This is a genomic window from Pseudomonas fluorescens, assembly GCF_001307155.1.
Classification (GTDB): domain Bacteria; phylum Pseudomonadota; class Gammaproteobacteria; order Pseudomonadales; family Pseudomonadaceae; genus Aquipseudomonas; species Aquipseudomonas helvetica.
Map to the genome: position 1 here is coordinate 2,399,771 of NZ_CP012830.1, position 20,828 is coordinate 2,420,598.

20 protein-coding genes are annotated in these 20,828 nt (G+C 59.3%); 4 read left to right on the top strand and 16 right to left on the bottom strand.

Translation table 11 applies throughout. The features are described 5' to 3' along the window. Positions 1-188: 188 nt before the first annotated feature. The 4 genes from AO353_RS10985 (at position 189) to AO353_RS10995 (ending at position 4,165) form a co-directional block, all read left to right on the top strand. Entirely contained in the window at positions 189-476 is a 288-nt protein-coding gene (locus AO353_RS10985) for a hypothetical protein (RefSeq protein ID WP_054594957.1), read from the top strand. A gap of 73 nt (positions 477-549) precedes the next feature. Then, positions 550-714 (top strand): DUF1328 domain-containing protein, encoded by a 165-nt coding sequence (locus AO353_RS29700; RefSeq protein ID WP_019694493.1) that lies wholly within the window; start codon positions 550-552, stop codon positions 712-714. A gap of 763 nt (positions 715-1,477) precedes the next feature. Then, positions 1,478-2,809 carry a glutamate/aspartate:proton symporter GltP gene (gene gltP / locus AO353_RS10990; RefSeq protein ID WP_054594958.1) on the top strand — a complete coding sequence of 444 codons (1,332 nt, stop codon included), beginning with the start codon at positions 1,478-1,480 and terminating at the stop codon, positions 2,807-2,809. A gap of 126 nt (positions 2,810-2,935) precedes the next feature. After that, the gene (locus AO353_RS10995) at positions 2,936-4,165 is read left to right on the top strand and encodes a nucleoside recognition domain-containing protein (protein ID WP_054594959.1); all 1,230 of its coding nucleotides are present in this window, start codon (positions 2,936-2,938) and stop codon (positions 4,163-4,165) included. Between the two features lie 135 nt (positions 4,166-4,300). Here AO353_RS10995 and AO353_RS11000 read toward each other — a convergent pair whose 3' ends face one another. From AO353_RS11000 to AO353_RS11075, 16 genes are all read right to left on the bottom strand, one after another. Further along, positions 4,301-4,942 (bottom strand): ABC-type transport auxiliary lipoprotein family protein, encoded by a 642-nt coding sequence (locus AO353_RS11000; protein ID WP_054594960.1) that lies wholly within the window; start codon positions 4,940-4,942, stop codon positions 4,301-4,303. Beyond that, on the bottom strand, positions 4,939-5,877 hold the full coding sequence (locus AO353_RS11005) for an MlaD family protein (RefSeq protein ID WP_054594961.1): 939 nt from the start codon (positions 5,875-5,877) through the stop codon (positions 4,939-4,941). The genes AO353_RS11000 and AO353_RS11005 overlap by 4 nt, the downstream gene beginning before the upstream one ends. Position 5,878: 1 nt before the next feature. Beyond that, complete coding sequence (locus tag AO353_RS11010; RefSeq protein WP_054594962.1) at positions 5,879-6,682, bottom strand: ABC transporter ATP-binding protein; 804 nt, start codon at positions 6,680-6,682, stop codon at positions 5,879-5,881. After that, positions 6,679-7,824 (bottom strand): ABC transporter permease, encoded by a 1,146-nt coding sequence (locus AO353_RS11015; protein ID WP_054594963.1) that lies wholly within the window; start codon positions 7,822-7,824, stop codon positions 6,679-6,681. Before AO353_RS11015 ends, AO353_RS11010 begins: the two co-directional genes overlap by 4 nt. A 54-nt stretch (positions 7,825-7,878) precedes the next feature. Beyond that, the gene (locus AO353_RS11020) at positions 7,879-8,922 is read right to left on the bottom strand and encodes a DUF5924 family protein (RefSeq protein ID WP_054594964.1); all 1,044 of its coding nucleotides are present in this window, start codon (positions 8,920-8,922) and stop codon (positions 7,879-7,881) included. 231 nt (positions 8,923-9,153) lie between these two features. After that, positions 9,154-10,530, bottom strand: a complete 1,377-nt coding sequence (locus AO353_RS11025; protein WP_054594965.1) for a M16 family metallopeptidase — start codon at positions 10,528-10,530, stop codon at positions 9,154-9,156. A 59-nt stretch (positions 10,531-10,589) separates the two neighbouring features. Beyond that, positions 10,590-12,248, bottom strand: a complete 1,659-nt coding sequence (locus tag AO353_RS11030; RefSeq protein ID WP_054594966.1) for a Na/Pi cotransporter family protein — start codon at positions 12,246-12,248, stop codon at positions 10,590-10,592. A 212-nt stretch (positions 12,249-12,460) separates the two neighbouring features. After that, positions 12,461-13,228 (bottom strand): TerC family protein, encoded by a 768-nt coding sequence (locus tag AO353_RS11035; protein ID WP_054594967.1) that lies wholly within the window; start codon positions 13,226-13,228, stop codon positions 12,461-12,463. A 70-nt stretch (positions 13,229-13,298) separates the two neighbouring features. Continuing rightward, positions 13,299-14,606 carry a CitMHS family transporter gene (locus tag AO353_RS11040; protein WP_054594968.1) on the bottom strand — a complete coding sequence of 436 codons (1,308 nt, stop codon included), beginning with the start codon at positions 14,604-14,606 and terminating at the stop codon, positions 13,299-13,301. A 407-nt stretch (positions 14,607-15,013) separates the two neighbouring features. Next, a complete protein-coding gene (locus AO353_RS11045; protein ID WP_054594969.1) occupies positions 15,014-16,975 on the bottom strand; it encodes a DUF4105 domain-containing protein in 1,962 nt (653 codons plus the stop codon). After that, positions 16,972-17,292 carry a DUF2388 domain-containing protein gene (locus AO353_RS11050; RefSeq protein ID WP_054594970.1) on the bottom strand — a complete coding sequence of 107 codons (321 nt, stop codon included), beginning with the start codon at positions 17,290-17,292 and terminating at the stop codon, positions 16,972-16,974. The genes AO353_RS11045 and AO353_RS11050 overlap by 4 nt, the downstream gene beginning before the upstream one ends. Before the next feature lie 26 nt (positions 17,293-17,318). Beyond that, positions 17,319-17,627: a DUF2388 domain-containing protein gene (locus tag AO353_RS11055; protein WP_054594971.1), complete on the bottom strand. Its 309-nt coding sequence runs from the start codon at positions 17,625-17,627 to the stop codon at positions 17,319-17,321. Between the two features lie 106 nt (positions 17,628-17,733). Further along, positions 17,734-18,051, bottom strand: coding sequence for a DUF2388 domain-containing protein (locus tag AO353_RS11060; RefSeq protein WP_019694507.1), 318 nt, complete (start codon positions 18,049-18,051; stop codon positions 17,734-17,736). Between the two features lie 180 nt (positions 18,052-18,231). Beyond that, positions 18,232-18,441 carry a DUF1127 domain-containing protein gene (locus tag AO353_RS11065; RefSeq protein WP_054594972.1) on the bottom strand — a complete coding sequence of 70 codons (210 nt, stop codon included), beginning with the start codon at positions 18,439-18,441 and terminating at the stop codon, positions 18,232-18,234. Positions 18,442-18,711: 270 nt separating this feature from the next. After that, positions 18,712-18,927, bottom strand: coding sequence for a DUF1127 domain-containing protein (locus tag AO353_RS11070; RefSeq protein ID WP_054594973.1), 216 nt, complete (start codon positions 18,925-18,927; stop codon positions 18,712-18,714). A gap of 319 nt (positions 18,928-19,246) precedes the next feature. Then, on the bottom strand, positions 19,247-20,740 hold the full coding sequence (locus AO353_RS11075; protein WP_054594974.1) for an acetyl-CoA hydrolase/transferase family protein: 1,494 nt from the start codon (positions 20,738-20,740) through the stop codon (positions 19,247-19,249). Positions 20,741-20,828 lie beyond the last annotated feature (88 nt).

Sequence of the window (20,828 nt, forward strand, 5' to 3'; positions counted from 1 at the left end):
GATCTTCTGCGGGGCATCGTGCAGGATGCGTCCGAATGCACTTTGCTAATCAAGATATCTATTTGATTTTGTTGTGTTTATTTCTGTCCTGAAGCTGGCATGCAGGCTGCAATGGTCTGGTTAAGTCGGGGGCATTTTAAGAAGAAGCCCCCCCTGACCAATAACCACCAGTGTGGGAGGAGTTTCGGATGAATCGCCAACGTGCCGCCCAATTGCGTATCTCGCCACTGTCTATCCAGCAAGGGATGTTTGCCGTGTTTGCCTTGTTGATCACCTTGATCGGCGGCCAGCAGTTCTTGCGCTGGGAACAAAGCCAGCAGCCAGAGGCAGCGATTGCGCCGACTCATCACTTGACCCAAACCCATTTCAGCGCAGTAGGCAGTCGGCCTGCTGGTGCAGCCTCAATGCGAATGATGAGTGTGGACCAGGCAGAACCTGGTGCCGTGGCGCTGCGTCAGGACCGTTGGGTGTTCTAGGTAACTGGCTCGGCGCGATGTTCATGTGCCGGGAATAGCAACACCTCTAAATAGAAGCGTAAGGAGAATCACCATGTTGAGCTGGGCGATTACATTTTTGATTATTGCCATTGTCGCTGCCGTACTGGGCTTCGGTGGTATCGCGGGCACCGCCACGGGTATCGCCAAGATTCTCTTTGTCGTGTTCCTGGTGATGTTTGTTGCTTCGTTCATCTTTGGCCGTCGTGGTCGAGGCTGATCGTGGGCATTTGCTTGAAGACAGACCCGAACGGGTAGCGGGTTTGAAAAACAGAAGGAGGTCAGCAATACCTCTTTCCTCTGCGCCCACCCGAGGAGGGTGCGCGCATGGCCAAGGGGCCGGGACGTTCTGATTGCTTCAGAATTGGAGTGACCTACGGGTACAGGGAGTACCCGCGCAAGGGCCGGGTCAGGACAAGCAGCGCCGCATATTTGACCGTCATTCATGACGTGACAAATCTGCGGCGTGCTTATATGTGCAAAGCATTGACCTAGAGCTGCCAAACCATTTTTATCGCTACCCCGGCCGGCAAAAAAACCATCGGTGTTCTTCACAAAACATTTCGCAGTGTTTCCGGGTGACCGTATATCGACAAATTTGGCGCTGATTGCTGCTCACTATTCACTACGGCGCGTAGGATTTTTCCTTGGTTTTTGTCCATATTCCGTTGCTCAAAAAACGATCAATCCCCTCTGCGATGGCCGGTTCACGGCACTTATGCCTGCCGAAATGTCGTATTCGAACCGGTTGGGACGGCGGTTTGCTTTGAAAAAGCTCATGCCGATTCGGCATAGGGTAGGCGTTTACGGCATTAGACGTCGCTCCTGTGCATCGGAATAGTTGCGCCTTTTTTATCTGCCAGAGAGCCGTAATTACGCGCTCCGGGCGACCTTATCCGGGGGCAGATGCACAGACTTTTCCGCCATTGGGCGTTCCAGTTTGTGCATCTTCCCGAGTCCATTTATAAGAAAAGGGTAATGATATGAAGAAGGCAAAGCTGAGCCTCGCTTGGCAGATCCTCATCGGTCTGGTACTGGGCATTGCAATCGGTGCGTTGCTCAACCACTTCAGTGCGGAAAAAGCCTGGTGGATCAGTAACGTCCTGCAACCGGCGGGCGATATCTTTATCCGTCTGATCAAGATGATCGTGATCCCTATCGTGATCTCCTCGCTGGTCGTCGGCATTGCCGGTGTGGGTGATGCGAAGAAGCTGGGGCGCATTGGTCTCAAGACCATCATTTACTTCGAAATCGTCACTACCATCGCCATTCTGGTCGGCCTGGTGCTGGCCAACGTGTTCCACCCGGGTTCCGGCATCGACATGAGCACCCTGGGCACTGTGGATATTTCCAAGTACCAGGCGACCGCGGCCGAGGTTCAGCATGAACACGCGTTCATCGAAACCATCCTCAACCTGATTCCATCGAACATCTTTGCCGCCATGGCGCGTGGCGAGATGCTGCCGATCATCTTCTTCTCGGTGTTGTTCGGTCTTGGTCTGTCGAGCCTGCAATCGGACCTGCGCGAGCCGCTGGTGAAGATGTTCCAGGGCGTCTCGGAAAGCATGTTCAAGGTCACTCACATGATCATGAACTACGCCCCGATCGGCGTGTTCGCACTGATCGCAGTGACCGTTGCCAACTTCGGTTTCGCGTCCCTGCTGCCGCTGGCCAAACTGGTGATCCTGGTTTACGTCGCCATCGCCTTCTTCGCCTTCGTAGTGCTGGGCCTGATTGCTCGCCTGTTCGGTTTCTCGGTGATCAAGCTGATGCGCATCTTCAAGGATGAGCTGGTGCTGGCCTACTCCACCGCGAGCTCCGAAACCGTGCTGCCGCGCGTGATCGAGAAGATGGAAGCCTACGGCGCACCGAAAGCTATTTGCAGCTTCGTGGTGCCAACCGGTTACTCGTTCAACCTCGACGGTTCGACCCTGTACCAGAGCATCGCGGCGATCTTCATTGCCCAGCTGTACGGTATCGACCTGTCGATCAGCCAGCAGTTGCTGCTGGTACTGACGCTGATGGTCACCTCCAAAGGTATCGCCGGCGTGCCGGGCGTGTCGTTCGTGGTTCTGCTGGCAACGCTGGGCAGTGTCGGTATTCCATTGGAAGGCCTGGCGTTCATCGCCGGTGTCGACCGCATCATGGACATGGCCCGTACCGCACTGAACGTGATCGGCAACGCCTTGGCCGTGCTGGTTGTCTCCCGTTGGGAAGGTATGTACGACGACGCCAAGGGCCAGCGCTACTGGAACTCCCTGCCGCACTGGCGCAGCAAAGAGAAGCTGCCGGCTGGCGAGGCTTCCCGCAACTGACAGTGCCCTCTGTAGGCGCCCCCCCGCTCCTACAAGTAGAGCCAAACAAACCCCGGAGAAATCCGGGGTTTGTCGTTTCTGCCCACCCCGCTATCATTCGCGGCATCTTCTGGGGGGATTTGACTGATGCTCAATGGCCTGTGGCTTGGCTTTTTCATCGTGGCGGCCGTTTCGGCACTCGCGCAGTGGCTGATTGGCGGCAATGCCGGGATCTTCGCGACGATGGTGGAAAGCATCTTCGCCATGGCCAAGCTGTCGGTCGACGTCATGGTGTTGCTGTTCGGCACCCTGACCCTCTGGCTGGGCTTTCTGCGGATCGCTGAAAAAGCCGGGATCGTCGACTGGCTGGCCAAGGCGCTGGGCCCACTGTTCCTGCGCCTGATGCCCGAAGTGCCGGCGGGTCATCCGGCCATCGGCCTGATCACCCTCAACTTTGCTGCCAACACCCTGGGGCTCGACAATGCCGCTACGCCGATTGGTCTCAAGGCGATGCGTGCGTTGCAGGAGCTCAATCCCAGCACCACGGTCGCAAGCAATGCACAAATCCTGTTCCTGGTGCTTAACGCCTCGTCCCTGACCCTGCTGCCCGTGACTATCTTCATGTACCGCGCCCAGCAAGGTGCGGCCGACCCGACGCTGGTGTTCCTGCCGATCTTGCTGGCGACCAGTTGTTCAACCATCGTCGGTCTGCTGTCGGTATCGTTCATGCAGCGTCTGCGACTGTGGGACCCGGTGGTGCTGGCCTATCTGATTCCGGGTGCGCTGCTGCTGGGTGGCTTCATGGCGCTGTTGACGGCGCTCTCAGCCACTGCCCTGGCGAGCCTGTCATCGATCCTCGGCAACCTGACGATGTTCGGGATGATCATGCTGTTTCTGGTGATTGGCGCGCTGCGCAAGGTCAAGGTCTACGAAGCGTTCGTCGAAGGTGCCAAAGAAGGCTTCGATGTTGCCAAGAACCTGCTGCCGTATCTGGTAGCGATGCTCTGTGCGGTGGGCGTATTGCGCGCGTCCGGGGCGCTGGACTTCGGTCTGGACGGGATTCGCCATCTGGTGCAGTGGGCCGGATGGGACACGCGTTTCGTCGATGCCCTGCCGACCGCGATGGTCAAGCCGTTCTCCGGCAGCGCTGCACGGGCAATGCTGATCGAAACCATGAAGACTCAAGGCGTCGACAGCTTCCCGGCGCTGGTGGCCGCGACTATTCAGGGCAGTACCGAAACCACGTTCTATGTGCTGGCGGTGTATTTCGGAGCGGTGAGCATTCAGCGTGCGCGACATGCCGTGGGTTGCGCATTGCTGGCAGAGCTCGCCGGGGTGCTGGGGGCGATCGGGGTTTGCTACTGGTTCTTTGGTTGAGCCGGTTATTTTGCGAGCGCTTCGCGCTCGATCGCGGGCAAGCCTTGCTCCTACAGGTCGGGGATCAGCCAGTATTCTGTGAGCGACCTGTTCCTGTAGGAGCAAGGCTTGCCCGCGATAAGGTCCGAAGGACCTTCAGGGTCTTAGCACCAGCGTATTTTTCTGCCCCTGCTCTACCGTCCACGCAATCACCTGCGCCGTGAGCGTGTCACTGGCCTGACCAAACCCGGTCACCACCGCGGGCACCTTCACATCGCTCAATGGCTGGCGCACTTCGAAGCGGCGGCTGGCGAGGATCCGCTGGTCATTGCCACGCACCAGTAGCGCATCCAGGCTAATGACCACTTGCGCGGTGTTGCCTTGATATTCCGTCTGGAACGCTTGCAGGTTCCCGCCCAGTTCCAGATCCGTCTGCAAGTTGCTGTCGTCGGTACTGAGCCGCTGTACGCGGCCATCCTGGGCAAACCCGGCGAGTAGCCGATTGCGCAGCAGGATCGGCGTAGGATCGCTCCAGCGCGAAGCCTTGTAGCTGCTGATCAGATCGCCTTGAGGGATCACGGCGATTTTTGCACTGTTGAGCACGTCGCTCGCCTGAGGTTTAGACAGACGTAGCGACCACTGCACCGAGTTGGCGTGCATCGATGACGCGGCGCTTGGCGCGACAGGCAAGCGGTAAACATCCAGCGGGTCAGCCTTGGGTAAAATCGAGCAGGCACTGGTCAGCGCGAAACTCGCCAACAGCGCGCAGTGCGCAAAGCCGCGGTAGACAGGTTTCATGGCGTGAACTCCTTATCCTTGTCGCCGCCCAGCAAGTAACCACTGGGGTTGGAGTCCAGGCGACGAGAGATGGCACGTAACGAACTCAGGGTGTCGCGCAACTCACGTATGGCCGGGGCCAGACTGTTGAGCCCCTGCATGCCGTTATTCAGCGCATCCTGATTGTCGGTCAGCAAGCTGTTGATGGTCGCGCTGCTCTGCTCCAGCGACTTCATGGCTTGCTCGGCACTGCCGACCATCTGTTTGCCTTGATCGTTGAGCATACCGTTGGCGTTGCGCATCAGCGCAGACGTCTGTTCCAGAGTGGCGCTGGCCTGTTTGCCTACCGACGCCAGTTGTTGCATGGCCTGGCTAAGATCCCCGCGCTGCTCGGCAATGCTTCCGGTGGTTTGCTCCAGGTTCTCAAGGGTTTTGCCCAGGCGGTCGACGTTTTCCGGCGACATCATCTGGTTGGCGCTATGCAGCAACAGGTTGACGCTGCTGATCAGGTCATCACTGTTGTTCAGCAATCGTGAGATGGGCGAAGGAGAGGCAACAATCTCCGGCAAATTACCGTCCTTGCCGCGTAGCTCGGGGCTTTGTGGCGTACCCCCGCTGAGCTGGATGATCGAGGTGCCGGTAATCCCGGTCAGCGCCAGTTTCGCCTGGGTGTCTTCCTTGATCGGGGTTTCGCCACCCAGGCGAATCCGCGCCAATACCCGGCGTGGGTCTTTGGGGTCGAGGCGCAAACTCACTACATCGCCGACCTTGATCCCGCTGTACTGCACTGCACTGCCTTTGGACAGACCGCTGACCGCCTCGTTGAAGACGACCTCATAATCCTTGAACTCGCTGTCGACGCTGGACTTGGCCAGCCACAGGCCGAACAGCAATGCACCGGCCACCACCAATACGGTGAACAGGCCGATCAATACATGGTGGGCTCGGGTTTCCATGTCATACCTCGTTAAGCTGTGAAGCGGCTGAAAGCGCCGCGCGGCCGCGTGGGCCGTGGAAGTATTCGTGAATCCACGCGTCGTCGGTTTCCGACACGGTGTCGATGGCGTCGGCCACCAGTACTTTTTTCTGCGCCAGCACCGCGACCCGGTCGGTGATGGTGTACAGCGTATCGAGGTCGTGGGTGACCAGGAAAACACTCAGCCCCAACGCATCACGCAACGTCAGGATCAACTGATCGAACGCCGCGGCGCCGATCGGATCGAGGCCGGCGGTCGGCTCATCGAGGAACAGGATGTCCGGGTCCAGCGCCAAGGCGCGGGCCAGCGCGGCGCGTTTGATCATGCCGCCGGACAGCGAGGCCGGGTACTTGTCGGCAGCCGACAGCGGCAGGCCAGCCAAGGCCAGTTTAACCGCCGCCAGATGTTCGGCGTCGTCGCGACTCAGGCCGGCGTGTTCGATCAAGGGCAAGGCGACGTTTTCGGTCACGGTCAGCGAAGAGAACAACGCACCCTTCTGAAACAACACGCCGAAGCGCCGCTCGACCAGTGAGCGTTCATGCTCCGTCAGGCTCGGCAGGTTTTTGCCAAACACCTTCACCATGCCTTCGCTGGGCTGGCGCAGGCCAACGATGCTGCGCAGCAACACCGATTTGCCGCTGCCTGAGCCGCCGACCACGGCGAGAATCTCGCCCTTGTACAAATCCAGGTCGAGGTTTTCATGCACGCTTTGGCGGCCGAAGCGATTGCACAGCCCACGGACTTCGATCACCGCCTCTGAGGGCGTACGGGGTAAACGACTCACCAGCCCATCTCCATAAAGAACAACGCGGCGACCGCATCGAGCACGATCACCACGAAAATCGACTGCACCACACTGGACGTGGTGTGGGCGCCAACGGATTCAGCGCTGCCACTGACCTTGAAGCCTTCCAGACAACCGATGGAGGCGATCAGAAAAGCGAAGATCGGTGCTTTGACCATGCCGACCAGAAAATGTTGAACGCCGATGTCCGATTGCAGCAAAGACAGGAACATCGCCGGCGAGATACCCAGCGATATCGCACAGACCACCCCGCCACCGACTATCCCCGAGAGCATTGCCAGAAAGGTCAGCATCGGCAGCGCTACCAGCAACGCCAACACCCGCGGCACCACCAGCAGCTCCATCGGATCGAGGCCCAAGGTGCGGATCGCGTCGATTTCTTCGTTGGCCTTCATCGAGCCGATTTGCGCGGTGAAGGCACTGGCAGTGCGCCCGGCCATCAGGATGGCGGTCAGCAGCACACCAAACTCACGCAGGAACGAGAATGCCACCAGGTCCACGGTAAAAATGCTCGCACCAAAACTGGCGAGTACCGTGGCACCGAGGAAGGCCACTACCGCGCCCACCATGAAGGTCAGCAAGGCGACGATGGGCGCGGCGTCGAGGCCGGTTTGTTCGATGTGCGCGACCATCGGCGTGATCCGCCAGCGTTTGGGGCGAAACAGGCTGCGAGCGATGGTTTCCAGGATCAGCCCGACAAACCCCAACAGTTGCAGCGTGTCCTGCCAGACCGCATCGACCGCGCGCCCGATGCGGGTCAGCAGTTGAATGCCGACACTGATTTCGGGCTCTTTGATGGGGATGCAGAAGTCAGTCAGCGAGCAATAGACGGTTTGCAGCAGCGCGCGGTCGGCTGCGGACAGGCTGCAGTCGGGGTGCTCGGCGGACTTGCCGAGGCGTTCGGCACCGAGCAGCTCGACCAGCAGCGAGGCACCGGCGGTGTCGAGCGCGCCGAGGCCGTTGAGGTCGATGGGGGTTCGGTCGTCGTACTGACCTTTGAGAGTGTTGCTCAGGCGTTTGAGGTCGGCGTAATGGACAAGCGTCCAGTCACCCGTGACCCGCAACCGCGCAGGGGTGTTCGAAGTATCGAGTTGGGCACTGCCGGCAATTGTGCTGCTCATAATCTCCGTGCTTGTTCGACTGATACGCAGTGCTACGTAATAGCATGATCCCGGCTATTTTGCCTCGCTCGGCGTCGTGCCGTTTTGGCTGGCGTCGGTCACCTCAAAGCGCAGTACGCCGATCACCTGACCGTCTTCAGTCAGTACCCTTACTTGCCAGTCGCCTGCCGGGTTGCCGGGGAAGTTCTGTTTATGGCTCCAGGCCCGGTATCCTTCCTTGCGCCCGCCGTGGATATCCAGTGCGATGCGGTCGACCTCTTGGCCGTTGAACTGCCAGACGTGATAAATCCGCTCGTCGAGCCCGCGCGGTGCATTGATCGCGGTGTAGGCGTACAGACCATCAGGGCGCAGTTGGGCGACGCTGACTTCATTGTGGCTGTCGCCGGGTGTACGGTCTTGTAGTTGTGTGCTGATTGCCACTTGCGTCATCCACAACGTGGCCGGCGGCACCCAGGAACGCAGCAACCAGCCGGCGCAGCCGATGGCCAGGGTGATGCTCAGCACGCTCAGGGCACCGCGGATCGTGCGAATCGGAAAGATCGACGCCAGGCTTGGAAAGGACAGCAGCATCGCGGTGCCAAGAGCCAGTTTGAAACTCTGAGCGGTGGTCAGGTTCAGGATGATCGGCAATGCGGTCAGCAGCGCGGCAAATAGCGTCAGGGTGTGCATCGCCAGGAACAGCCAGCGGCGCGGCGCCAGCCATTTGTAATACAGCGGGTCGGTGATCGAAACCAGCGCCGCCGCTCCGAGCAGCCCGGTGAACACCAGTTGCCCACTGTTCCAGGTGGTAGTGATGAAAAAGAACGGCAAGACAAAGAACAGACTTTCCTGATGAATCATCTGCGTCGCATAGCGCAACAACGGCTGCGGGATCTCACGCTTGAAGACTTTGGTGAACAGCTCCGTCAGGCTGTTTTCCAGCATCAGCCAGAGCCAGCTGACCAGCATGATGGTTGCAATCCAGGTTGCCAGGCTTTGTTGGCGGTCGACCAGAATGAAACTGCAGACCCCTGAGATGAAGCCACCGAGCGCAATGACCCCGGGGTAGCGCTTCATCAGTTCGAGGATGCGCGTTACGTAATGGGTCAGGATAGGCATTCGGTAGTTCGCAATTGTCGTGGGAAAAAACCCCGACAGGATAACGCTGGCACAGTGATGTTGCGAGGAGCCACTGTGTGACCGGGTACAGCAACTGTGGCGAGGGAGCTTGCTCCCGCTGGGTCGCGAAGCGGCCCTAAAAACTGCCAGCGCGATTGCGAACGTTGAACTCCAGCGACCGTTTGCGGCTGCTGCGCACCCGAGCGGGAGCAAGCTCCCTCGCCACAGTCATCATTTTTTGCGATACAAGCGCCAACTTGGAACGCCCAGCGCCATCAACCCCAACACCCCGCCGAGCAACCACAGCACCTCGTCATAACTGAGCAGCGGCTTCTCGATGCGAATGTAACCCTGCTGTTCGAGCAATTTGCGCAGGGCTTGGTTGGCCTGGTCCAGAGTGACTGTTTGCAGGCGTTTGGCCGGGTCGTCGAAATGTCCGTCCTCATAGTCGCCAATGGCACTCCAGTAGTAGTCGGCCAGTCCGCTGTTGCCTTGCACCGCCCAGGCCTGTCGGGCGATGGCGACCTGTTTCAGGCGTTCAAAGCCTGCGGGGTCGAGGCCGTTCTTGAGCAGATCGGCTTTCAGATCCTCGAGTACCTGCTGCGCTTGTGGCAGATCATCGCGCTCCAGATCGGCGTTCAGGCTAAGGAAGCCGACACTGCCGAACACTTCGCGTTCGGCCCAGGGGCCGTAGGACAATCCGTGAGCCAGACGCAATTGACGATAAAGCGCCCAGTCGAGGTAGTCCTTGAGCAGGTCGTACGTTTCGTCATATTGGTCCTCAAGCGCCGGTTCCGGGAACAACCAGTGCAGTTTGGCGCCACCCCCCACCCAGCCCTGGATCAGATTGCGTTCGTCGAGCGCCGGGTGCTGGATCTCCGGCAGCGGCAAGTGCTCGGTGGGATCAATGGCTTTGAGCTCGCCATAGGTGCGCTCCAGGTAGGCCGGCAGCAGGCGATCGAGCTCACCGACAATAATCAGTGTCATGTTGTTCGGTGCGTACCACTCTTTGCGGACCTTCTCCAATTGTTCGCGGGTCAGGTGCTCTACCTGGGCACGCTCCGAGCACTTCAGGCCCAGCTCCACCGCCAGCTGATTGCTCGCCGTGTGGCCCAGGTCCTGGCGGTCGAGCCAGCGCTGCAAGTGGGAGTAATGGCCGCCATCTTCGCGTTCGACCACCTGTTTGGCCGCACTGATTGCGTTGTCGTCGAGTCGGGTCTGGGTCAGTAGTGCCAGCAACAGGTCGAGGACTTTGCGTTGATTCTTTGCCGGGGCTTCGATGACGAACGTGGTGTCGGCGTTACTGGTGTAGGCGTTCCATTCACCCCCCAGTGCCTGCATGCGCTCCTCGAGCCCGCCTTCGCCGCTCGCGTCGACGCCACTGAACAGCAAATGCTCAAGCAGGTGCGGCAGCTCTTTGTCGGCGCAGGCGAAGTCGTCGAGGCCAACGCCTACCACCAGGCGAATTGCCACATGCCCGCGTTCGCTGCCGGGCTTGAGCACTAACTGCAAGCCGTTGGGCAGCGAATAACCTTCGACCTGAAAGCGATCCAGGGCAAATGAGCAGGTGGAACTCAATAGCAGGCACGCAAACAACAGACAGCGCATAGCAACCTTCCTGGCGGGTAAAAGCGATCTTCTAAGTGACTGCTGTCAACGCTAGACGTTCAGGGTGAATGGGTGATGTCAGCCGTATCGTCGGCAGCCAATGTACCGGTTTCGGTGGTTTCGAGGACCACATAGGCGCTGCCACAGAACAGCGAGTTCAAGCGTCTCATGTCGGCGATCAGCTCCAGGTGCAGCGAGCTGGTTTCGAGGCTTTGCACGACCTTACGGTGCAAGCGGCTGACATGGGCGTGAGCCAAGCGTCTTTCCTGCGCGCGGAAGCGACGTTTCTCACGCAGCAGTTGCCGGGCGCTTTCCTTGTCGGCACTCAGAAACACCGACAGCCCCAGACGCAGGTTGGCGATCAACTGATGGTGCAACCCCGCCAGCTCTTCCAGGCCGACGTCGGAAAAGGAGCGGCGTTGCGAGGTCTTCTGCTGCTGGACCTTGCGCAACATGCGTTCGATCAGGTCAGAGGCGAGTTTCAGATTGATCGCCAGCTCGATGATTTCTGCCCAGCGCCGACTGTCCTGGTCGCTGAGGTCTTCGCGGGGCATCTGCGCCAGATAGAGTTTGATCGCGCTGCAGAGGACTTCGACGTCATCGCTCAGGCGGCGCACTTCCTGAGTGACGGCGGTTTGCTTGCCACGCAGTACATCGAGCATGGCTTCGAGCATGTTGTCGATCAGGTCGCCGATGCGCAGGGTTTCCCGGGCGGCGTTGGCCAAGGCCAGGCTTGGTGTGGTGAGGGCTGTCGGGTCCAGGTGGCGAGGCTTGGCCTGTCCGTTGATTTCCGGGCGCTCTGGCAACAGCCAGGCACAGAGCCTGGCCATCGGACCGACGCTGGGTAGCAGCACCAGGCAACGTACCGTGTTGTAGAGCAGATGAAAGCCGATCACCAGGCCTTGCGGGCGGAAATTGAGGCTGTCCATCCAGTGCACCAGCGGGCCGAGCACCGGAATGATCAGCAGCAGGCCAATCATCTTGTAGAGCAGGCTGCCCAACGCCACCTGACGTCCGGCAGTGTTCTGCATGCTGGTGTTGAGAAATGCCAGGACACCGCTGCCGATGTTGGCGCCGATCACCAGGCCGATGGCCACAGGCAGGCTGATTACCCCGGCACCGGCCAGAGTTGCGGTGAGCAGGACGGCGGCCAGGCTGGAGTAGGAAATCATCGCGAACAGCGCCCCGACGAGGGCATCGAGCAGGATATCGCCCGTCAGCGAGGCAAACAGTACTTTGACGCCGTGAGCGTGGGTGATTGGATCGGCCGCTTCGACGATCAATTGCAGCGCGAGAATAATCAGCCCCAGGCCGATGCCGACCCGGCCGAGCTGGCCCGCACGCGTCTGCTTGCGTGAGAGAAAGAAAATCACCCCGAGGAAAATCAGCAGCGGCGACAGCCATGACAAATCCAGCGTCAGGACCCGCGCCATCAGTGCGGTACCGACGTCGGCACCGAGCATGGTCGCCAGGGCGGGGGTCAGCGCCATCAGGCCCTGGCCGACAAACGAGGTCACCAGCATCGCTGTGGCGTTGCTGCTCTGGACCATCGCGGTGACGAGAATCCCGGCGATAAAGGCCAGCCAGCGCTTGGACATGTTCTGGCCAATGACATGGCGCAGGTTCGAGCCGTAGACCCGCAGGATGCCGGTTCGGACGATGTGCGTGCCCCAAATAAGCAGGGCGACGGCGGACAGTAGATTGAGCAGGGTCAGCATACTGGGCCCCCTGAATGGACAGCGCCCCAATGGAGCAAGTTGACGATGCCGCGCGACGTTCTACGTTCTGTATTTAAGCTGTAGTTGGCTAACGGTCCGGGCGCCAGCATCGCATAGCTAAAGAGTCGATTGAAACAAAACTGTCATGAAAACAGCTTCAAGCGGGCGTGAAAAAGGGGCTCGAAAGCCCCCTCTTCTACTGTGCATTCAGGTTATTGACCCGGGATGTCCTTGCGCAGTTTCACCGGCTCCTGCTGTTTCTTCTTTTTCGCGATCGCGGTGCGCATCTTGATGTTGATCGCCTCCACGGCCAGCGAGAACGCCATGGCGAAGTAGACGTAGCCTTTTGGTACATGCACACCGAAGGCTTCGGCGATCAGCACGGTACCCACCACCAGCAGGAACGACAGCGCGAGCATTTTCAGCGACGGATGCTTGTCGATGAACGCGCTGATCATGCCCGAGGCCATCATCATCACCAGTACCGCAACGATGATCGCGGCAACCATGACCGGAACATGGGACACCATGCCGACCGCGGTGATCACCGAGTCCAGAGAGAACACGATGTCGATGATCGCGATCTGGATGATGGTGTAGAGGAAGTTTCCGCCCTTGCCACCTGGCTCGTCGGCGGTTTCGTCTTCACCTTCCAGTGCGTGAAACATCTCCTGGGAGCTTTTCCACAGCAGGAACAGGCCACCGAAGAACAGGATCAGGTCTCGCCCGGAAATACCCTGACCGAAGACCACGAACAAGTCGGCGGTCAGGCGCATGACCCAGGTGATCGACAGCAACAACAGGATTCGCGTGACCATGGCCAGCGCCAGGCCGAAGATCCGGGTGCGCGCCTGCATGTGCTTGGGCATGCGGCTGACGAGGATCGAGATCATGATGATGTTGTCGATGCCCAGAACGATTTCCAGGGCGGTCAGCGTGAAGAAGGCAACCCAGATTTCAGGGTTGGTCAGCCATTCCATGTGTATTCCTTTGAGCGAGTGTTAAACCACGACGCCAGCATTTAGCTGGCGGCACGGTGAGTTGATGCCGTTACAAGGTGCTGAACAGCGGGAAAATCCCCATCAGCAATGCAGCGACGAGTATGCACATGCAAACCAGTACTGCCCACTTCAGGGTAAAGCGTTGGTGGTCACCGAATTCGATCCCGGCCAATGCCACCAGCAAGTAGGTGGAGGGTACCAGCGGACTCAGCAAGTGGACGGGTTGACCGACGATCGAGGCACGTGCCATCTCCACCGCGGTGATGCCGTAGTGGCTCGCGGCTTCGGCCAGAACCGGCAGTACGCCGTAGTAAAACGCATCGTTGGACATGAAGAAGGTGAACGGCATGCTCGCCAGTGCGGTGATCACGGCCAGGTACGGACCGAGGAAATCCGGGATCACGGCCAGCAGGCTTTTCGACATGGCATCGACCATGCCGGTGCCGGACAGGATGCCGGTGAAGATACCGGCGGCGAAAATCAGCCCGACCACTGCCAGCACGCTGCCGGCGTGGGCCGCAACGCGATCTTTCTGCTGTTGCAGGCAGGGGTAGTTGACGATCATCGCAATACTGAACGCGACCATGAACAACACCGGCAGTGGCAGCAGGCCAGCGATCAGGGCACACATCAGGGCCAGGGTCAGGGCGCCGTTGAACCAGATCAGCTTCGGACGACGAGCATCCGGGAACTGCGAAACGCTGATTTCGCTGTGGTCGATTTCGTCGCCGATCAGGTGCAATTCACCCAGGCGCGCACGTTCACGTTTACCGTACAGGTAGGCAATCGCCAGGATCGCCACCACGCCAGCGAGCATGGCGGGGATCATCGGCACGAAGATGTCCGAGGGGTCGACATGCAATGCACTGGCGGCACGTGCGGTCGGGCCGCCCCACGGGGTCATGTTCATTACGCCACCGGCGAGGATGATCAGGCCGGCCATGATCCGCGGGCTCATGCCGATGCGGCTGTACAGCGGCAGCATGGCGGCCACGCAGATCATGTAAGTCGTGGCGCCGTCACCGTCCATGGACACCACCAGGGCCAGCACAGCGGTGCCTACGGAAACCTTCAGCGGGTCGCCCTTGACCAGTTTGAGGATCTTGCGCACGGCCGGATCAAACAGGCCGGAGTCGATCATCAGGGCGAAATAGAGGATGGCGAACATCAGCATCACCCCGGTCGGGGCCAGCTTGGTGATGCCTTCGAGCATCATCGGGCCGATCTTCGGGGCAAAACCACCGAACAGGGCGAACAGGATCGGAACGATGATCAGGGCGATCAGCGCCGACAGGCGCTTGGTCATGATCAGGTACATGAACGTGATGACCATGGCGAAGCCAAGGAAAGTCAGCATGGGAATACTCCAGGCGTAGCGCGGCTAGGGAATGGCGAACCGGGTGGGGTCAGCGCAGAACGGAAAGCACGAGGCGTACGGGGGGAGTCGGGGCAAACAGGCGGGTACGAGCGGACATCAGAATCACCATTGTTGTTGTTAATTGGGCCGTGCGAACGTTGCGACACTCGTTTGGCCAACCGGTCTGTTGCCGGCAGTGCGGGCGATCCTAATGGGCAAACCTTTCAGCCAGCTTTCGCTGGGCAAACACCTGACGAGATGTTCGAAGTGGGCTGGCGCGGCCTGAAGTAGTGGCCAATACCGCGGTTTGACGGCGTTAAATATGAAGAAGGAGGCATCGCAATGAGCGGGCTGCACTCAGACGGATGCCATTGTGGATAACTGCGGTATCAATTTAACGGGTCGACTTAAGGCAACTCCAGCCCACCGGCCGCCTTATGCAACGCTCGCAGGTGCTCGCCCAGCTGTTTGATGTTGGCCTCATTCGCGGCGATCTCGGCGGCTCGGGCTGGCTCAAGCAGCGCCCTGACCTCTTTGTCCAGATCGCCGGTCAACACCTGTAATTTCTTCTGTCGCGTACTGCTCTCCGACTCCAGGCGTTTCCATTCATTGGGCTGTGGCAGGCCGTAACCGCCCCTGTCGAGCAGTTCTGCCGGACGGCTGAGGAAACCACTGTTGACGAGAATCTGCTTCAAGGTCTGATTGGCCTGGTCCATACCGCCGTTTTTCAACTCGCGGGCATCCAGGTAGCGTTGTTTCACCTCATTCTGGGCAAGCAACAATTGCTGGCGGAAACTCGCCTGCTCCAGCAACAGCAGCGCAGCGCTGGTGCGCAGATCGGCCTGCTGAAACCACGGGCGACGTTCTGCTGCCGTCAGCGCCATCCAGTCTTCAACCTTGTCCTGTTTGATCGGCAGGTGCTTTTTCAGCACCTCGAACATCGCTTGATAGCGATCGCGGAACGAGTCGAAGCGATAGCCCAGGCGCAAGGCCTCGCGCGGATTGTCGAGCACGCTGGTATCCGCCAGTCCGCGGGCCTTGAGTATTTCCAGCAAGCCGTTGGGCATGATGCTGTCCATGCCGACCAGTTGTGGATTGTTACTGCCACTGCGCAACAGCTTCAGGCTCTCGACCGCGCAGTTGTTGGACAGGAAGTAATAGTTGCCGTCGTAGCTCCAATGCATTTCGGCGGCGTGTTCGACCAACTCTCCAATTTCACTGCGCGACAGATTGAGTGGCACCGAGGCCAGGCTGCGCAGTTCGGTCTTGGTGTATTCGTCGATGACTTGCGACAGCGGCAACACGAAGAGTCGCGACGGATACTTGCCGACCAGACCATCCCAGCTCGACAGCTGTACGTCGCCGACAAAGGCACGGTAGGACAGCACCAGGGAGTATTCCAGGTCCAGTCGGCAATCCGGTCCGCGCGGGCGACCGGGCGCACAAATCACCAGCCGCAACATGCTGTGGCCCCAGCGGCTGACCAGATTCTGATTGGCTTCGGCCAGCAGGTAGTCGACCGAGTAGACCCTTTCCGGATCGACCTGGCCCAGCGGTTGTTTGGCGAAGTCATTGCCCGCGTTCAGGAAGGCGAAGGATTGGGCGCAGCTGTCCTTGGCCGGTGGCGCCCAGCCGAAGTGTTCCTGGTAATAACGGTATAGCGCCGGGCGGCGGCAGGCGTAGCTCGGGTCGAGGAGGAAGTACTCCATGTTGACCGCGACAAATTCCTTGGGGCTGCTGGTCTCGTAGAGGTCCGGGCTGCGGACTATTTGCCGGTTGTGCTGTTCGCGTTCACCGCGTCGGCCGACGTATTGCGGCCAGCCGGCGAGGTCCAGCAGGCGCGGATCGTCGCTCAAGGTGAAACGACGGTCAGTCTGCCCGCGGCATTGATCGGGAAGGCCGACCAGGCCTGAACTGTTGCTCTGTCGCGTACAGCGTTGGATCTGCAAACGCTCGACACTTGTCCACAAGCGAGCACGGTCATAAATGTGCGTGAGTTCATGCAGCACCGTGGCGAGCATTTCGCGGCGAACGGTGCCGTGGGGGCGGTTGGTTTTTTTCGTCGCGGCGCTGCCGTCGGTGAGGCTGGTCAGCAGGTTGCGATTGAGGTCCACCTCTGACACCAGAGACGCCTCTCCATAGGCGTTACCGGGCATTGCGTCGGTCCAGCCAACATCAATCCGGCGGTCCAGTTGCTCGATGAAGCGCGGCGGCAATGCCTGCATCGCTTCATCCAGCAGTGCCTGGCTGGCCTGCTGTTCTGCCGGGCTCAGACCGTCGGTCTTGAGGTGTAGTTGCAGGCTGGCCTGAGCCGCGCTGCAAAGCAGCAATACGGCCCCGGCCATCAGCCAGGCGGCTAGTGTCTTCACAGTGCGAGGATGGCTTCGGCGAGGACTTGATCACTGGCGTCGCGGGCTTCCGGCACGCGGGTGCGCAAGGTGTCGAAGGCAGCTTCCAGGTGTGCACCACGGATATCGCCATTGCTGGCGACGAAACTGGCCGCGTCGTCGTGGGCTTCACGGACGACTTTCAGGTCACGAATCGAGGTGGTGGTGTCGGAGGTGAAGTCGAGCGTGCGCTGGGAGGCACGGATGATCATGTTACTGGTGGCTTCGAGGGTGTGTGCCTGGGCCACGTCGGCCAACAGTAACAGGCCAAGGGTGGCAGCAATCAGCGGGCTACGCATGGAACGACTCCGGAAAAACAGGATAACTATTGGACGAGAATTGCCTGTGCCAGTTCAAGGTCGCTGGCATGAAGTTTTGGCTGGGTCTGACGCAGGTAAACCAGGGCGGACTCCAGTTGCGCTCCTCGCAGTTGACCGTCACTGGCAATGTACGCCGCCGCATCATCGTGGGCAGCGAGTAGCAGTTTATGGTCGAAGGGCGCGGAGGTCACCTTGCTTGTCACATAAGTGGTGACGACGAGATTCTGCGTAGTCAGGTCCAGGGCATGGGCCGGACTGCTCCAGCAGGCAGTGATAAACAGGGATGTGATAAATGGTTTTGACAGAAAATGCATGAGGCTCGACGGTTGGAAACGAGTCCCAAGGCTAGCGCAATGCCCGGACCAGAGCCAGCGCCGAGGAAACGGGGCCCAATCTGAGAGCCCCGTTTTCCGAAGTCGATCAGATCGCCAGAATGGCTTGAGCCAGCTGTGCGTCAGTGGCTTTCAACTGTGGAGCCTGTGTGTGGATGTAGTCGAGAGCACTTTCCAGGCGCACGCCACGGATGGCGCCTTCGCTGGCTACGAAGCTGGCAGCGTCATCACGGGCAGCGCGAACGATCTTCTTGTCCCGCAGCGAAGAGGAGAGGTTTGTTGTGGCGTCGGAGCTGTCCTTGAGTGCGCCGACGACAGTGTCTGTGGTGATAATGAAGCTGGAGGCGTGCGAATTGGCAGCCACAGCCAGCAGTGCTGCAACGCTGAGCAGACGAAGACGGGACATGGGGTAACTCCTGTGAATAAACCATAAATAGTGACGCCAAGAATAACGTCAGGCAGCCACGGCGTGATGCGTAATGTCTGAGAGATCAGACATACCCTGCGCAGGGCTCGCCACGTTGTCTTTGGATATTAGGCCGTTGTTCAACCGTTCGAATAGCCCTGTCACCCCATCTAGACACGGTTAGCGCCAAAAAGGTTTGTCCAGTTCGACCAGTCGATCTGAATGGCTGATACCTATGTCAGACAGCTGCTGTTCATTAAGTTGCGCGAGCAGGCGGCGGGTGCGCGCTTTTTCCATGCTTTGACCGATAGCGGCAATCAGCCGGGCCATACGCTTGAGTAAGGAAGGCTTGCGAGTAGGCGGGAGCGGAACTTCAAGTAACCGATTCATGGTGTGTTCCTCGCGAACAGGCTGATTGGGCAGCCTTGGAAGACCATGTTGGGCGTTTCGCCGTCGCTGGAGCAGCTACACCAATGCTAAATTGTACTGGTTCAGTTTGTGTGTTGTTGAAACTGTACCTGTCATGCTACCGCCCTTCTGTACCCGCCGTTTTTCAGCCCTGAAACGACAAAACCCGTCGTGGTTTCCCACGACGGGTTTTGTGTGTGCAATTCGGGGTGCTGGCGGTGGACCCGGTGGGTCAGGGCCAGCGACGCTAACTTAGCGCCAGAACGGCTTGCTCAGCTCTTCGTAGCGTTGTGCTTCGCTAATCCCTGCGTCAGCCAGCAGACGCGAATCCAGGCGAGCCAGTTGGTGGCGGCTGGAGATGCGGCGCTGCCACAGCATCAGGTTGGCGATAACGCGAAGAGGCATGGAAGCCTGGGTTTTTACAGCGTTGTCTTCGAAGAACATTTCGGAACTGAGTGTACGTTCCATGGTTGACATCCTTCCGCTTATGGCGGGATTAGGTAGTGGTTTAACTGATGCCAATGATCCTCTCGTTTGGCCAGTCCCTCTAGATACAGTTCACCTGTATTGTGAGGGACCAGTTAACTGTTAATAGGCGCTGTACTGCTCGAAAACGAGGCAGCTGTACCTGTCTGCACTTTAGTGGTGCATTTTTGGGTGTTTGGCTCGGAAGTGTGGGCAATTACGGTAGGAAATGACCGGTACAGCAGTACAGTTTTTGAAGGATGTTGGGTTGACGATGGCGAGCTGACGAAATTGTGTTTGCGTCAGCTGCCATCTGTATCAATCACACGGCGAGCATTCTGCCGGTTTCTTCCAGGTTGATGTGCCAGCTGAGGGCATCGCGCAGGATGTGCGGGGTGTGTCCGCCGATGGCGCAGGCCGCCTCGAAGTAAGCATTCAGCGCTTCGCGGTAGTCCGGGTGCACGCAGTTGTCGATCACCACCCGCGCCCGCTCCCGTGGCGCCAGGCCACGTAAATCGGCAAGGCCGATCTCGGTCACGAGGATGTCGACGTCATGCTCGGTGTGGTCAACGTGACTGACCATCGGCACCACACTGGAAATCGCCCCACCCTTGGCAATCGACTTGGTGACAAAGATCGCCAGGTGCGCGTTACGGGCAAAGTCGCCGGAGCCACCAATGCCGTTCATCATCCGCGTGCCGCAGACGTGGGTGGAGTTGACGTTGCCATACAGATCGAACTCCAGCGCCGTATTGATGCCGATGATGCCCAGGCGACGAACCACTTCAGGGTGGTTGGAGATCTCCTGTGGACGCAGCACCAGTTTGTCCTTGTAGCGTGCAAGATTGCCAAACACATCCGCATTGCGCCGGCTCGACAGGGTGATCGAGCTGCCCGAGGCGAAGCTCAGTTTTCCGGCGTCGATCAGGTCGAAGGTCGAGTCCTGCAGGACTTCGGAGTACATGGTCAGGTCTTCGAACGGCGAGTCGATCAGGCCGCACATCACCGAGTTGGCGATGCTGCCGATACCGGCCTGCAGCGGGCCGAGCTTGTTGGTCATGCGCCCGGCAGCCACTTCCTGCTTGAAGAAGTCGATCAGGTGGTCGGCAATGGCCTGGGTGTCGTTGTCCGGCGGCAGCACCGTGGACGGCGAGTCGGACTGGTTGGTGATGACGATCGCGACGATCTTTTCCGGCGGTATCGGGATCGCGGTGCTGCCGATACGGTCGTCGACCTTGACCAGCGGAATAGGCGTGCGGGTCGGACGGTAGGTCGGGATATAGATGTCGTGCAGACCTTCCAGATTCGGGTTGTGCGCCAGATTGATCTCGACGATCACGTGCTTGGCGAATATAGCGAAGCTGGCCGAGTTACCGACCGAGGTGGTTGGCACGATGTGGCCCTGTTCAGTGATTGCCACGGCTTCAATCACTGCGATGTCCGGCAGCTTGAGTTGCTGGTTGCGCAGTTGTTCCACGGTTTCGGATAGATGCTGGTCAATGAACATCACCTCGCCGGCGTTGATCGCCTTGCGCAGGGTGCTGTCGACCTGAAACGGCATACGACGGGCCAGCACACCGGCTTCGGTCAGCTGTTTGTCGAGGTCGTTGCCCAGGCTGGCGCCGGTCATCAGGCTGATTTTCAGCGGCGTGACCTTGGCACGTTCGGCCAGTGCATGGGGTACGGCTTTGGCTTCGCCGGCGCGGGTAAACCCGCTCATGCCGACGGTCATGCCGTCCTGAATCAGAGCGGCAGCGTCGGCGGCGCTCATTACCTTATCCAACAACGAAGGCAAGCGGATACGATCACGGTACATGGATGGTTATCTCGGGCAACGGAAGCAAGATGCGCAGTCTAGTGATTTCGAAAAAATTCGCCCCGCGACCATGGTCGAATGCTGGCCC